11 protein-coding genes are annotated in these 14,965 nt (G+C 71.1%); 5 read left to right on the forward strand and 6 right to left on the reverse strand.

The genetic code is table 11. The annotated features are described in order from the left end of the window. Window positions 1-5 precede the first annotated feature (5 nt). The 4 genes from ACWD1U_RS13405 to ACWD1U_RS13420 all read right to left on the reverse strand — a co-directional run bounded on the left by ACWD1U_RS13405 (window position 6) and on the right by ACWD1U_RS13420 (window position 6,355). The gene (locus tag ACWD1U_RS13405) at window positions 6-3,188 is read right to left on the reverse strand and encodes an RICIN domain-containing protein (RefSeq protein ID WP_451107144.1); all 3,183 of its coding nucleotides are present in this window, start codon (window positions 3,186-3,188) and stop codon (window positions 6-8) included. 236 nt (window positions 3,189-3,424) lie between these two features. Then, window positions 3,425-3,598 (reverse strand): CsbD family protein, encoded by a 174-nt coding sequence (locus ACWD1U_RS13410; RefSeq protein ID WP_097222607.1) that lies wholly within the window; start codon window positions 3,596-3,598, stop codon window positions 3,425-3,427. A 165-nt stretch (window positions 3,599-3,763) separates the two neighbouring features. Next, window positions 3,764-4,390: a TetR/AcrR family transcriptional regulator gene (locus ACWD1U_RS13415; protein ID WP_451107146.1), complete on the reverse strand. Its 627-nt coding sequence runs from the start codon at window positions 4,388-4,390 to the stop codon at window positions 3,764-3,766. Between the two features lie 282 nt (window positions 4,391-4,672). Continuing rightward, the gene (locus ACWD1U_RS13420; RefSeq protein WP_451107148.1) at window positions 4,673-6,355 is read right to left on the reverse strand and encodes a hypothetical protein; all 1,683 of its coding nucleotides are present in this window, start codon (window positions 6,353-6,355) and stop codon (window positions 4,673-4,675) included. A gap of 367 nt (window positions 6,356-6,722) precedes the next feature. On the opposite strand from ACWD1U_RS13420, the gene ACWD1U_RS13425 reads away from it, so the two are divergent. Next, complete coding sequence (locus ACWD1U_RS13425) at window positions 6,723-8,102, forward strand: GH1 family beta-glucosidase (protein WP_451107150.1); 1,380 nt, start codon at window positions 6,723-6,725, stop codon at window positions 8,100-8,102. Window positions 8,103-8,359: 257 nt separating this feature from the next. Next, window positions 8,360-9,187 carry an SAM-dependent methyltransferase gene (locus ACWD1U_RS13430; RefSeq protein ID WP_451107152.1) on the forward strand — a complete coding sequence of 276 codons (828 nt, stop codon included), beginning with the start codon at window positions 8,360-8,362 and terminating at the stop codon, window positions 9,185-9,187. Between the two features lie 68 nt (window positions 9,188-9,255). Here ACWD1U_RS13430 and ACWD1U_RS13435 read toward each other — a convergent pair whose 3' ends face one another. Beyond that, window positions 9,256-10,170: a helix-turn-helix domain-containing protein gene (locus tag ACWD1U_RS13435; protein ID WP_451107154.1), complete on the reverse strand. Its 915-nt coding sequence runs from the start codon at window positions 10,168-10,170 to the stop codon at window positions 9,256-9,258. Window positions 10,171-10,323: 153 nt separating this feature from the next. Next, window positions 10,324-10,554 carry a DUF397 domain-containing protein gene (locus ACWD1U_RS13440; protein ID WP_451107156.1) on the reverse strand — a complete coding sequence of 77 codons (231 nt, stop codon included), beginning with the start codon at window positions 10,552-10,554 and terminating at the stop codon, window positions 10,324-10,326. 361 nt (window positions 10,555-10,915) lie between these two features. Between ACWD1U_RS13440 and ACWD1U_RS13445 the strand changes: the two genes are divergently transcribed. From ACWD1U_RS13445 to ACWD1U_RS13455, 3 genes are all read left to right on the forward strand, one after another. Continuing rightward, window positions 10,916-11,395, forward strand: coding sequence for an ATP-binding protein (locus tag ACWD1U_RS13445; RefSeq protein ID WP_451107158.1), 480 nt, complete (start codon window positions 10,916-10,918; stop codon window positions 11,393-11,395). Between the two features lie 28 nt (window positions 11,396-11,423). Then, on the forward strand, window positions 11,424-11,969 hold the full coding sequence (locus ACWD1U_RS13450) for a hypothetical protein (RefSeq protein WP_451107159.1): 546 nt from the start codon (window positions 11,424-11,426) through the stop codon (window positions 11,967-11,969). Window positions 11,970-12,097: 128 nt separating this feature from the next. Then, window positions 12,098-14,833, forward strand: coding sequence for a SpoIIE family protein phosphatase (locus tag ACWD1U_RS13455; protein ID WP_451107161.1), 2,736 nt, complete (start codon window positions 12,098-12,100; stop codon window positions 14,831-14,833). Window positions 14,834-14,965 lie beyond the last annotated feature (132 nt).

The raw sequence follows: 14,965 nt of genomic DNA on the forward strand, positions 1-14,965 counted from the left end.
GTGTGTCAGGAGCGGGTCGGCTCGATCCTGTACTCGCGAGTCTGCGCACCGTCCTCACCGCGCACCGAGACGACCCGGGCCCTCCTGTCCCCGGTCGTGTCCTCGCGGACGGTCACGGTCGCGTAGGGGTCGCGCGGGGTGGCCGTGACCTTCACCCGGTCCGGGCGATCCACCGCCACGCGGTAGCTGGTCCGCTCCGGGTCGAAGCCGGTGAGCGGTTTGCCGTTCACCTCGATCGACACGGCCGCGGCGTCCGAGGAGGAGCCGGGCGCCTTGGCGTACACCTCGATCTCACCGAGGGTGATGTAGCCGCCCGGGCGGGCCGTCATGACCACACGCACCGCGGTCGCCGGGCCGGTCGCACGGACCGGGACGTCGGCCACGGGTGCGCCCTCGGTGCCCACGGCGACCTGCTCGCTCGCATCGGTCCAGGTGCCGTCCGCCCCGCGCACCTGCACCTTGAGGGACTCCGCGAAGCTGACGTTGGTGCCGTCGCGGTGGAAGTGGGTCACGACCCTGGTCAGGTCACGCGCCTCGGGCAGGGTGAAGGTGATGGTGTCCGACGGGTTCTTCGTGCCGGACCTCCAGTTCGACCATGCCTTCTCGGAGGTGGTTCCGTTGCGCAGGGCCGCGGCGGAGTAGCCGCTCTCGGTGTACGTCGCGTCGGCCCTCACCCCCTCGTCGAGCGCGGTGTTGGTCTCCCGGGGCGCGGTGACCTGTACGCGCACGGTCGCCGCTGCCGTGTCGCCGCCGGGGACTCGGGCGGTGCCGCGCAGGGCCACCACGCCCGCGTCGTCGAAGGCGCCGACGGGGGCGGGGTCCCAGGTGACCGGGAGCTCGGCCTTTCCTCCGTGCCGCCCCACGCCGGTGACCGTGGCGGGCAGGTCGGGCCGCCCGCCTGTGTAGGTCTTGGCGCGGGCCGGGAGCGTGGAGGCGATGGTGTCCACCGTGACGACCGCTTCGGCGGGGACGGTCCGGCCCAGCGCGTCGGTCGCCCGGCCCTTGACCCGTACCGTTGCGGGCTTTTGCCAGCGTGAGTCGGAGGGCAGGGTCCACTCGACGGGGAGCGCGCCCCGGGCGCCGTCACGGAAGACGGGCGTGACGGTCGCGGGCAGTTCGGGTGCGCGGCCGGGGACGGTGAACGCCTCGGCCGGCTGCGTACGGAGCACCGTCTCGTCGGTGACGCCCCACCGCTGGTTGGCGTTGGACATCGGCAGATGGGCCGAGACCCGGGCGCCGTCCGCCGTCGACTGCCCGACGACGTCCAGCAGTCGGCCCGTGGCGGCGTTGACGAAGGTCCAGGTGCCGTCCCCGGTGGTCGACATGATCCACTGTGCGGCCGTCGTCGCCGGAGTGCCCGCCTCTTCGAGTACCGCCTCGTCGTCGCGCACGGCGAGGCGCCCGCCGTGGGAGGCGTTGACGAGGGCGTAGCGCTCACGGTTGCTGTCGCCCCTGGTGAGCCGCTTCACCGACCACAGCTGGGACTTGGCGGCCGGGTCGGCGGTGCGGACGACGACGCCGTTGCCCTCGTCGGACGGGGCCAGGGACTTGCCGCTCTGGGCCCCCTGGAGGCGGTAGACGTGACCCGGCTGGACGAGCGCGGCGCCCTCGGCGGTGCCGGACACGCCGTCGACGAGGAGGGTCGTGACCGACTTGGCCGGGACGGTCACGGTGGCGGAGCCCTGCTTGACCTTCACGGGTGTGCCGCGGACGAGCGCGCCGTCGGCGCTGGTCACCACGGGCGTCACGGTGGCGCCTGGGGCGACGCGCCGGAAGCGCGAGAGGTCCAGGGTCACCGCGCGCGGTGCCGTGCCGTTGTTGACGTGCACCACGGTCGCTCCGCGGCCGGCCTTGCGTACGGCGGCGACGCTGGAGGGGTCGTCGGCCTTCACGAAGTGGTCGCCGGGCCGGATGTGGTGGGTGAAGTTGCGCAGGGTGTGGAACTTGGTGTTGGCCTTGATCGGGCAGGTCTCCAGGGTGTCCTTCGCCGTGCAGTTGAACGGGATGTGGATGCTGCCCCAGTTCTTGCCCGCCTGCGCCTGGGGGATGGAGTCCTCGACCGGCTGCCACAACACCCAGGCGGACGGCTCCAGTTCACGGATGTCGTCGACGACCCGGGTGGCGATGCCGAGGCCCGGCTCCATGCCGGTGAAGTCGGTGCCGGTCCCCCAGGTGCCCTCGACCTCGCTCATCCAGAACGGCTTGTCCGCGGCCTTGGCGCTGTCCCGGGCGCTGGTGCGCATGCCGGTGCCGTACGTGTGCACGTTCAGCTGGTCGACGGCGGCACGGGCGGAGCTGTCATAGGCGTTCCAGTTGCGGACGAACGTGCTGGGGTTGGTCTCGTCCATCGCGGAGATGGTCGCGCGGGTTCTGGCCTTCTCCAGTGCGCGGTGCAGGGCCAGGACGACCTTCTGCTGGAGTTCCGGGCCGGCGTGGGCGCCCTCCTGGCGACCGCCGGTGGGCTGTCCGTCGGGGCCGATCCGGGTGCCCCAGTAGTTGGTGTTGGGTTCGTTGAGCGGGGCGATGGTGTCGAACTTGATGCGGTGTGTCTTCTCCAGTTGCTCGGTCACCTTGACCAGGTAGGTGGCGAAGTCGTCGACGCGGTCGGCCCGTATCTGGTCGGTGTTGGCGTCGAAGCCCCCGGAGACGTAGCCGCTGACGGTCTGGAACCAGGGCGGTGAGTTGCTGAACGCCTCCCAGCGGGTCACCTTGTTCTTGACGCGGTCCACCCACCAGCGCTGGCCGGCGTCGGCGGACCAGTCCCAGTGCTCGGGGTCGTCGGGGTTCCACCAGTCGGTGTCCTCCCGGGTGGTGCCCTCGGGAGCCTTCCAGAAGCCCTCCATCGTGGCGCCGACCTTCATGTAGTCCTTGCGGACGTCGGGGGCGTTGCCGCCGCCGATGTTGTAGCGCGCGATGTTGAGGCGGAGACCGTCCTCGCCGAAGAGCATGTCGGCGAGCTTCTGCCGGACGGGTTCCGGGTAGTGGCCGGTGATGTTGGCGAACCAGACGAGGCTCGTCCCCCACCCCTCGAACTCCTGCTGCCGGTAGGACGGGTCGATCCGAACCGTGACCGCGCTGCCCGGCGGGTCGGCGGCAGCGGCGGGAGGTGCGGCCACGAGACCGGCGCCGAGTGCCAGGGGGACGGTGACCGCCAGTGCCGTCCGGGCCAGGCGATGTCTGCTGGACATGGATTCCCTTCGGGAGCGAACAGAACCGCGCAGAACCAATCGAGCTTCCCGAATGTTTTAGGACGGCAATCAACACGTCAAGAGGTGGGACGAGTTGGTGGGTAATGCCTGCGCGGCGGCGGTCGCCTAAGGTCTGCCGGCCTCGGAGCTGCCGCGGGCCGGCACACGTCCGGGTGCCGCGTCCCCCACAGGGACGCGGCACCCGGACGTGTGATCTCAGTGTTTGCCGTGTGATCTCAGTGCTTGAAGACGTCCTTCGTCTTCTCCTTGGCCTGCCGGGCGTCACCCTTCGACTGCTCCGCGCGACCCTCGGCCGTCAGCCGCTCGTTGCCCACCGCGCGGCCGATCGTCTCCTTGGCCTTGCCCTTGGCCTGCTCGGCCTTGGCCTTGCCCTTCTGCTCTCCAGCCACGGTTCGCTCACTCCAAGTCGTGTCCGACTGCGGGGTCGGCGGACGAGTGACCCTGAAGCAGCACCTCAAACGTGTCTCAGGCCGGTAAGGACCCCTAATGCGCGGGCAGCCGCTCCGGCTGTCCGGGGCGCAGGCCTGACAGGTGGCGGGGGCCGCCGCCAACGGTCAGCTCAAGAGCTCACGGACCAGCGCCCCGCACCACCACTCCTCCACCCGGTCGGGCGACCATCCGCGTTCACCGGTCAGCACGGTGTAGACGTCGATGTTGCACAGCGCCGCGTAGACGTCGACCGCGGACGGCACGTCGAGACCGGGGCGCAGGACGCCGGGTGGCCAGGAGGAGATGACCTGCACCCGGGTCAGGTCGCCCCGGCGGCGGCTGTCGTCGTAGAGCGTGGCCAGCTCCGGTTCGAAGCGGCCCGCCTCCCGGACCAGCGTGATGACGCCGCAGGCGCGCTCGTACAGGCGCCGGTCGTGGCGGGCCATCGCGGCGAGCTGCCGCGCGGGGTCCGTCGTGGGTGATTCCAGCTCGGCGAGCAGCTGCGGTACATCGGCCGAGAGGTCGGCGGCGTCGGCCAGGGCCCGGGCCAGGCCCGACTTGCTGCCGTACGCCGCGTAGACGGTGGGCACGGACACCCCGGCCTCGCGCGCCACGTCCCGCACCGTCGTCGCCGCCCACCCCTGGGAGACGAACAGCCGCAGCGCGGCCCGGGCGATGTCGGCGCGGGTCTGCTGCGCCTGCGCCGTCCGGCGCAGCGAGTCGTACCGCCGCCGCCCCGGCTCCTCACCCATGTCCCCGCTCCTTTCTGATTGGATTTACGCCACCTATAATCAATATATGTAACGTCAACGACAGTCGGGGAGGTGTCCCGGTCTCCGTCGGTTTCGCCCGGATCAGCGGCCTCGCCGCCCCCGGTTTCGCCTTTCTGATCGTCGCCGGGAACGTGGTCCTGGTCCCGGCCGGCCTACCGCGCACCGGCGCCGGGATCGGGGAGGTGGACGGGGCGGCGGCCGGACGCCGGCCATGACCAGGGCGCTGCTGCGGGCGGTCTGAACCGGCCGTGCCCCCTGGGGTCAGTGACAGCACCCGTCGGCTGCCCGGGGGCCTGGCGCGGTGTCCAGGCGGCAGAAGCAGGAGGCCTGGATCGGTACGTCGGCCAGCGCGGTCGCCAGTTTGAGCTGGTGTGCGACGAGGGCCGCCTCACCGGTCTTGCCGGTGCGCAGCAGGCACTCGTGGAAGCCGTGCAGGGACCAGACGTTGCCGGGGTGCTGGAGGGCGCGGGGCAGGGTGTCGTCGAGGCCGAGGTCGGCGCGGTAGACGGCCTCGGCCTCCGCCACCCGGCCCTGCTCCAGCAGCAGTGCGCCGTAGGCGTGGCGGGTGGGCTGCATCCAGCCCCAGGGCTCGTCGTAGGGGAGGTTGTCGTCCAGCTCGATGGAGCGTTCCAGGGCGGCGAAGGCGAGGTCGTGATGGCCCTTGCGGTATTCGAGCTCTCCGTCCAGCATGGCCGCGGCGACGGCGAGGATGTCGCGGCAGGTGTTGTTGAACAGCATCCGCGTCTCAGGCACCCGGCTCGCCGCCGCACGGAAGAGCTCGCGTTCGGCCTCGGCCCGGGCGACCTCACCGGTGGCCGAGAGGGCGACGCCTCGGGCGTAGTGGCGCATGGCGGTCGTCACCGCGTAGAGCTCCGCGTCGGAGGGGGCGGGCAGGCCCAGGATGTCGTTCCAGCGGCCGAAGCGGATCAGGACGTGGACGCGCATGGCCAGGAAGCTTTCGAGCCAGTCGGCCATCGGGGGGCTCTGCACGCGGAGCAGTTCTTCGGGGATGGCGGCTTCCAGCTGGGCTGCGGTGTCGAGGGCGACCCGAGCCTGGCCGAGGAACATGGCGCCGTAGATCTTGAAGTGGTGGTTGTGCGCCCGGTAGAGGGTGTAGAAGTTCATCGCGCCGGCCCGCCGGTGGTACTTCTCGTCGGCGGCGATCGCGTCGGTGTTGGCGGCGACGACGCGGCGGTAGTCGCCGCACAGGACGTCGAGGTGTGAGGGCATGTGCAGCAGGTGCCCGGCGTCGGGCACGATGCCGCGCAGCCGGTCGGCGACGGTGAGGGCCTGTTCCGGCGTCGGGGACATCTCCATCAGGTGGATGTAGAGGTGCAGGACCCCGGGATGCCCCGCGCCGGCGTCCGTGGCGAGAGCGCCCTCCAGTACCGCCTTGGCCTCCCTGGTCCGGGCCCCCTCGGTCGGCCGGCCGGTCCTGAGGTCCCACAGCTGCCACGGGGTGAGGTTCATCAGGGCGTCGGCGTGGAGGGTGGCGATGTCCGGGTCGTCGGGCGCCAGTTCGTACACCGCTCGCATCGCGTCCGCGTAGGGCTCGTTCCACACCGAGCAGTCCTCGACGGCCTCCGCCTGCGGATAGCGGGCCCGGAGCGCGCCGATGAGGGCCTGTTCGACCGGGGTGGCGTGGACGGCCTTTTCATGCGCCCGCTCCACGGCGGTGTGCGTGCGTTCGACGGTCCGCACGAGTTCGTCGCCCTCGAAGAATTCCCAGGGCTTGTTGTAGTTGGGGCCGAGCGCGTAGGCGATACCCCAATAGGCCATCGCACACTCCGGATCCGCCTCCACCGCCCTCTCGAAGCAGGCGACGGCTTCCTCGTGGTGGAAGGCGTACGTCCACACCAGGCCGCGGTCGAACCAGAGTTGGGCCTCGATGGAGGACGTGGTGACGGGACGGCTGTGCGTGCCGAGGTCGTAATAGTCACCCATGAGTTTCTCCTGGAAAAGCGGCCGGGGCCGTGAGAATAGCGGTTGCGGACACGCCCTCGACTTTCGATCAATTCTCTTGTTTCCAGATTAGCGGTCGGGATAACGGTAAAGTGCACCGATGCCCCTTCCCGCCTAGTGGACACCGAGGCCCTCGATCCGGACATCCGGCGCTTCGAACCGCGCCGGCCCGCCGACTCGCTCGACTTCAGCGACCGCCGTGCGGTCTTCGCGGCCACGGACGGGATCTGGCCGATCTTCCACGCGGTCCGACCGTGGGCGTCACCCGGGGGTGAGGACCGAGGGCTGAGGGCCTGTCGTCTCGATCGCTCCGCAGACGTGGGGCCTGGCACCGGGCATGGTTGTGGGCATGACTGACTTCCCGAGTTTTCCGCCCGGTTTCGTCTTCGGGGCCGCCACCGCCTCGTACCAGATCGAGGGGGCGGTGCTGGAGGACGGGCGTGGGCCGTCCATCTGGGACACCTACAGCCATACGCCGGGACTGGTCGCGAACGGCGACACCGGTGATGTCACCTGCGATCACTACCACCGGTATCCGCAGGACGTGGCGCTGCTGCGCGAGCTGGGCGTGGACTCCTACCGGTTCTCGATCGCCTGGCCGCGGATCGTCCCGGACGGGTCCGGGCCGGTGAACCCCAAGGGGCTGGACTTCTACTCGCGGCTGGTCGACGAGCTGCTCGGGGCCGGGATCGAGCCCGCTGTAACGCTCTACCACTGGGACCTGCCGCAAGCCCTGGAGGACGGTGGCGGCTGGCGGGTGCGGGAGACCGCCGAGCGGTTCGCTGAGTACGCGGCCGTCGTGGCGGCACACCTGGGCGACCGGGTGCCGCGCTGGATCACCTTGAACGAGCCGTGGTGCAGTGCCTTCCTCGGCTACTCCGTCGGCCGGCACGCCCCGGGCGCCCGCGAGGGCCGCGGCGCGCTGGCCGCCGCCCACCATCTGCTGGTCGGGCACGGCCTGGCCGTACGGGCGTTGCGGGCGGCCGGAGTGCGCGAGGCCGGCATCACGCTCAACCTCGATCACCATCTGCCCGTCACCGACTCCCCCGCCGACCTCGCGGCCGTCACCCGCGCGGACACGCTGCACAACCTCGTGTGGACCGAGCCCATCCTCGCGGGCCGCTACCCGGAGACGGAGGAGGAGACCTGGGCCCGGCTGATCACCGGTCAGGACTTCAGGCGGGACGGTGACCTGGAGGTGATCTCGCAGCCGCTGGACTTCCTCGGCGTCAACTACTACCGGCCGATCGTCGTGGCCGACGCCCCGTACCGCGAGAGCGACCCGGCGCGGCGTGTGGCGACGGACAACCGGTATGCGGAGGTGCCCATGCCGGATGTCCGGCGCACCGCCATGGGCTGGGCCGTGGCGCCCCGGACCTTCACCGATCTGCTCGTGCGCCTCAAGGAGCGGTACGGAGACGCCCTGCCGCCCGTCCACATCACCGAGAACGGCTCGGCGGAGGACGACGAGGTGAGTCCCGACGGTGCCGTCCACGACAGCGACCGGGTCGCCTACCTGCGCGACCATCTCGCCGCGCTGCGGGCCGCGATCGACGCCGGTGTGGACGTGCGCGGCTACTACGTGTGGTCCCTGCTCGACAACTTCGAGTGGGCGTTCGGCTACGACAAGCGTTTCGGGATCGTGCGCGTCGACTACGCGACACAGCAGCGGACACCCAAGGACAGCTACCACTGGTACCGGGCCATGATCGCCGCGCAGCGGCGGTGACAGCCCGGGGCAGAAGCCGGCCAGGCGGTGCGGCGCCGGCCGGCGGAACGTCGTCATCGGCATGTACGCGCCGAGCAATGGTGACTCGGAGTATGCGAAAGGCTACGGGTGCGGGTGCAGGCGACCGGGGAGGCGGTCATCTTGCCGTTCGATCCCGAGCACCTTCGCCAGTGGGCTGGCACGGCCCAACTCCCGCTCCATAGGATGTACTTCCTGTCCAGCCAGTCCGTTGGCGCGGCACCCTTGCAGGGGGAACGATGCACTCCGAGAAGCAGCTGTCCACCGAGATCGACGCGACCGTGCCGACGGCAGCGCGCATGTACGACTACTACCTGGGCGGCAAAGACAACTACGCGGCCGACCGCGCCGCGTGCGAGCAACTCGACAAGGTCGTGCCCAGCACACGCCGCCTGGCCCTGAACAACCGCCGCTTCCTCCAGCGGGTCGTCAGGACCCTGTCCCAGGAGTACGGCATCCGGCAGTACCTCGACCACGGCTCGGGCCTGCCGACGCAGGAGAACGTGCACCAGGTCGCCCAGCGGATCGACCCCACGACCCATGTGGTGTACGTCGACAACGACCCGATGGTGCTGGTCCACGGCCGTGCGCTGCTGGAGCAGGACGAGCGTACGACCGTCATACACGCGGACATGCGCGAGACCGACCTGATCTTCGGCCACACCGACACCAAGCGGCTGATCGACTTCGACGAGCCGGTCTGCGTGCTCTTCAACTCGGTGTTCCACTGCATCCCGGACAGCGACACCGACGGGCCGCTCGCGGTGGCCCGCCGCGTCCGGGAACGGCTCGCGCCCGGCAGCTTCATGGTGATGTGCCAGCTGGTCAGCGACGACCCCGAAGTCCGCGCGTTCGTCACGGACTTCATGGACCAGGCGACCCAGGGGAACTGGGGCCGGGTGCGTGAGGCGAAGGACGTGGCCACGTACTTCGAGGGCCTGGAGATCCTCGAACCGGGACTCGTGGAGGTGTCCACCTGGCGCCCGGACACTGAGGTGGCGCCCCGTCAGCTCACCCACGAGTGGATCGAGTTCGGCGGCGTGGGACGCCTCCCCCTGGAGAACTGAGCGGCCTGGAGAGCTGAGCGAGCTGCCTCTTGCGGGACGAACGGCGTCCCGCAAGAGGCAGTCGGGCGTCAGGGGTAGCGCTGCTCCATCGTCTGACGCAGCAGTTCCAGGGACTCACGGGGTTTGAGCGCCTCGTCCGCGAGCCGGTCCAGCGCGATCCGGTACTCCTCCGTCTCGTCGCGGTCCTCGAGGAAGTTCGCGCTTTTGATGTGCTCCAGGTAGACCACGTCCGGCAGGTCGAGGCCGCCGAAGCGCAGATACGTGACCGGGATGGCCGGCGCCGAGGCGTTCGTGACGCTCAGCGGCACGATCTGCACCGTCACGTTGGAGCGTTCGGCCATCTCGACGAGGTGTGCGAGCTGCTCCCGCATCACCTCGGTGCTCCCCAGGACGCGGAGCAGCACGGACTCGTCGATGATCGCCCACAGCTGCGGCGCCTCCGGCCGCAGCAGCAATCGCGCCCGGCGCCTGCGGAGTTCGACGCGCCGCTCCACCTCACCCGCCGAGGCGTTCGGCAGACCGCGCTCCACCACGGCCCGCGTGTAGGCGGGCGTCTGCAGCAGACCCGGCACGTACTGGATCTCGAAGGTACGGATGGTCGCGGCGGCCTCCTGCAGCCCGACCAGCCGGTCGAACCACTCGGGCATCAGGCGCTTGTCGTACCGCTGCCACCAGCCCGGCTCGCCGGCGCGCTTCAGCAGCTTGAGCAGTACCGAGGCCTCGTAGTCGTCGGTGTTGTACAGCTGCAGCAGCGCGCGGACGTCGTTCTCCGTCGGCGGGCGTCGACCCTTGCCCGACTCGATGCGGGACAGCTTCGCGGCACTGAATCCGACAGCGCGCGCCGCCTGGTCCTGGGCGAGCCCGGCGTCCTCACGGAAACCGGCCAGCTGCACACCGACCAGCATCTTCAGAAGAGTCGGCGCCGGCTCGGGCCTGTCCAGGTAGGGTTCCAGACGGGAGACGCGATGCGACGCGGCGGACATCCTGACTCCCAGCAAGACCGGCACAAGGGCGACTTACACTATCGCACCTCGCAGGGCTTCCACGCATCCGCCCGCAGCGGACCCACAGAAGTAGAGAGTTGGGCTCCGCTTCACCACCAGGGCCGCCCGCCGCGAACACGGCGGCACCGCTCCTCACACCAGGTGGTCGAACTCCCCGTCCTTCGCCCCGGCCAGGAACGCCGCCACCTCCGCCGACGTGTAGACGAGGGCGGGCCCGTCGGGGTCACGGGAGTTGCGCACGGCGATCCCCCCGTCGACGAGAGGGGCGACCTCGACGCAGTTGCCCTCGGCGTTGCTGTGCCGGCTCTTGATCCAGCTGGCGTCCAACGCGCTGGCCCGCACTCCGTTCTGAACTGGTGGCACCGCAGTCTCCTTGCTGTTCGCGTTTCCCGCCGCGCACGAAGTGCCCGGCCGTCCAGGCCGAGCGCGGCCGCGTCCCTTCGGCCGCACCCCGTCCCGGCTTGCGTACCCATCCCGGCTTGATTTTCACGCAATTTCTCGTGCAATTGCACGCGAGGGCTGTCGGCGTGGATAATAGCTGCGGCGTCAACCCCCGTGCTGACGCCCCGTCCTGATGTCGCATCGGGGAGATGTCGTGTCATCACCTGCGCAGCCAGTGCTCCGGCCGCCGAGCGAGGCTGCGGCACGCTTAGGCGCACCCGTGACGAGCCCCGGCCCGCCGACTGCCCCGGGCACGGCGACGCCGTACGGAACCCCGCCCTCGGTGCCGGAGACGCTTCCGCAGTTCTCGGGTGCCCGGTCCGCCTCGGCCACCCTGCGCATCGAGTGCAGCCGGGAGGGGTTCGCGCGAGCCCGGTCCTTCACCCGGGACACCCTGCACATCTGGTCGCTCGACCACCGCTGCGACGACACCACGCTCGTCGTCACCGAGCTCGCCGCCAACGCCGCGACGCACGGGGCGCCGGAGCCCTCGGGCGCGACGGAGGCGCCGCGGATCGGGCTCGGATTGGTCCTGAACCCGACCCACCTGCTGGTCACTGTGTCCGACAGCCAGGACCGGCCGCCGGTGTGCGCACCGGCCGGCGTCGCCCTGGAGGAACACGGCCGGGGCCTGTGCATAGTCGACGCCCTGTCCGAGGAGTGGGGCTGGACCCCCACTCCCCCGGCGGGCAAAACGGTCTGGGCCAGGTTGTCGACCCTTCTCCTCCCGACCTGTCCCCTGACGAGCCACCCACCCCTCTGACACGACTGCCGCGGAAAGGCCCCTCGCCATGCGCAGCGCTTCGACGGAACACCCGAGCAGCGAGCGCCCACAGCGCCCCGACGCCCCGACGGGGGTGGCCCGGACCACGCCGCTCACGGCACTGGACCGCGTGCCGTGGGGCGACATACAGGACTCCACCGGCTCGGCGGCGGCCATTCCCCTCCTGCTCGACGGCATCGCCTCGGGCGACGCGAACACCGCCCGGTCCGCCCTCGACGACCTGCGGAAACGGATCTGCCAGTTCGGTTTCGTCGTGGAGCAGGCGACGGCGGCCACGGTTCCGTTCCTGTGGGAGCTGGCGAAGCTGCCGCAGGTGACTGTCCGCGCCCAGATCATCCAGCTGCTCAAGAGCATCGCCGACGCCCGGCAGTGGGAGAGCACGGCCGCCGTCTATCCGAAGTTGCTGAACCATCGGGAGAACCCGGTGGTGTGGGAGCGTGCGGCGCGCCAGGCGGTGCGGGCGCGCCGCGGGGAGCTCGGGCGGCTGATGGCGGACGAGGACGGTGAGATCGCCCGGGCGACGACGGAGCTGGCCCGGTCGCTGGGTGCCTGAGGCCGTCGTGGGGTGTGCGGCGGGCAGGGAGCCCGCGCGAGCCCGGTGACGTGAGGAAACGGTGAGGCCCCTTGTCACCCTGGGTGGTGCCCCTCGCCTCCCGGAGTCGGGCAGTGTAGACATGGCACATGGTCCGACTCTTGGGTCGATCCGGGACTCGATCGCCCCTGCGGCCCGGCGCTGCGCCGTCCGCACGGCAGCGGCGGGAGGCGGGCCCGCCGCGGTGGCATCCGGTGGCGGGGCTGCGGTCGGTGCTGGGCGGCCGCAGCGTCGCCGGACAGGTGTTCCTGCTGGTCGTGGTGATCGTACTGCTGCTGGTCGTGGCGGCCGTGGTGGCGCTGGTCCTGCAGGTGCGGCACGACACGACGCAGGAGGCGCGTAACCGCTCGCTCGCCGTCGCGGAGACCTTCGCCAACGCGCCGGGCACGGTCGAGGCGCTGGAGGGTCCCGATCCCACGGCAGCGCTCCAGCCGCGCGCCGAGGCCGCCCGTGAACGGTCGAAGGTCGACTTCATCGTCGTCATGAACACGGACGGGGTCCGCTACACCCACCCCAAGACGGACCGTATCGGCAAGCAGTTCGTGGGGACGATCGCGCCCGCGCTGGCCGGGGAGGCGGTGACCGAGGAGATCGAGGGCACCATCGGCCCCCTGGTACAGGCCGTGGTGCCGGTGATGGACCCGGACGGCCGGGTGGTCGGCCTGGTGTCGGCGGGGATCACGACCAAGAACGTCGGCGGGACCGCCGACCGTCACCTGCCGCTGTTGCTGTCCGCCGCGGCAGCCGCGCTCGCCCTGGCGACGGCGGGTGCCGCGCTGGTGAGCCGGCGGCTGCGGCACCAGACGCACGGTCTCGGACCGCACGAGATGACCCGGATGTACGAGCATCACGACGCCGTGCTGCACGCCGTCCGGGAGGGTGTTCTCATCGTCGACGAGGGCGGCACCCTGGTACTCGCCAACGACGAGGCGCACCGCCTGCTCGAACTCCCCGCGGACGCCGAGGGCCGGCACGTGCTCAGCCTGGGTCTCGACCCGGGCACCGCCGACCTGCTGGCCTCCGGGCGGGTCGCCACGGACGAGGTGCATCTCGTCGGGGACCGGCTCCTGGCCGTCAACCAGCGCACCACGGACCGTGCGGGCGTCCCGACCGGCAGTGTCGCCACGCTGCGCGACTCCACGGAACTGCGGGCACTGTCCGGCCGGGCCGAGACCGCGCGGGAACGGCTGAACATGCTGTACGACGCCGGGGTGGGCATCGGGACGAGCCTGGACGTGACCCGTACGGCCGAGGAGCTGACCGAGCTGGCCGTGCCCCGGTTCGCCGACTTCGTCACGGTGGACCTGTTCGACGCGGTGCTGAGCGGCGGGCAGCCGGACGCGGCGGCCGTGCTCAGCCGTACGGCGCTCGGCGGGATCCGCAAGGACGCCCCGCTCTACCCCGTCGGCGAACGGATCAGGTTCGTCGAGACCTCGCCGCAGGGCCGCAGCCTCGCCACCGGCCGGCCCGTCCTGGAACCCCGGCTGGGCGAGGCCCCCGGCTGGCAGGCACAGGACCGCGAGCGCTCGGCGCAGATCATGGAGTACGGCATCCACTCCTTGATCACCGTGCCGTTGCGCGCGGGCACCCTGGTGCTGGGCGTCGTCAGTTTCTGGCGCTGCGAGAAGCCGGAGCCCTTCGACGAGGACGAGTCGGCGCTGGCGGAGGAGCTGGTCGCGCGGGCCGCCGTCTCCATCGACAACGCGCGCCGCTACACCCGCGAGCACAGCATGGCGGTGACGCTCCAGCGCAGCCTGCTGCCGAGGAACCTGCCCGAGCAGGGCGCCCTGGAGATCGCCTACCGCTACCTCCCCGCGCAGGCGGGGGTGGGCGGCGACTGGTTCGATGTGCTGCCGCTGTCGGGGGCCCGGGTCGCGCTCGTCGTCGGGGACGTCGTCGGGCACGGGCTGCATGCCGCGGCCACGATGGGGCGGCTGCGCACGGCCGTGCACAATTTCTCCGCCCTCGATCTCCCGCCCGAGGAACTCATCGCGCTGCTGGACGAGTTGGTGGGCCGTATCGACCAGGACGAGACGGAGGAGGAGGGCAGCGCCCCGGTCACCGGCGCGACCTGCCTGTACGCCGTGTACGACCCGGTCTCCCGGCGCTGCACCGTGGCCCGGGCCGGGCATCCGCCACCCGCCCTGATCCACCCGGACGGCGGTGTGGAGTTCCCCGAGGTGCCCGCCGGCCCCCCGCTCGGGCTCGGCGGTCTGCCGTTCGAGACGGCGGAGCTGGAGCTGGCCGAGGGCAGCCGTCTCGTCCTCTACACCGACGGGCTGGTCGAGGACCGGGAGCGGGACATCGACGTCGGTCTTGAGATGCTGCGCGAGGCGCTGGGCCGGGCCGGCCAGTCCCCCGAGGACACCTGCCGGACCGTGCTCGACTCGCGGCTGACGGCCCGCTCCAGCGACGACATCGCGCTGATCGTCGCGCGTACCCGGGCGCTCGCCGCCGACCGGGTCGCCGAGTGGCCGGTGCCGGCCCGCCCGGCGGCCGTGGGCGAGGTGCGGGCCGCGGTCACCCGGCAGCTGGATGCGTGGGGGCTGGACGAGCTGGCCTTCACCACCGAGCTGATCCTGAGCGAGCTGGTCACCAACGCGCTCCGGTACGGCGAGGAACCCATCCGCGTGCGTGTGCTGCGTGACCGCAACCTGATCTGCGAGGTGTTCGACGGCAGCAGCACCTCGCCGCACCTGCGCTACGCGACCATGACGGACGAGGGCGGGCGGGGCCTGTTCCTCGTCGCGCAGCTCGCGGAACGCTGGGGGACGCGCTATCTGCCTGCGGGGAAGGTGATCTGGGCGGAGCAGCCGCTGCCGTGAGCGGTCATCGGGCCGTGACCGCCCGGGCCGGCCGGCCGATCCGCTCCGCCACCCCACCGCGACGGCTCCCTTGCGGGAGTGCCGCGACAGGCCGGCCCTTGCTCATAAAGTCGCCTTATGAGCTCATAGAGC

This window comes from Streptomyces sp. NPDC002788 (assembly GCF_053592115.1).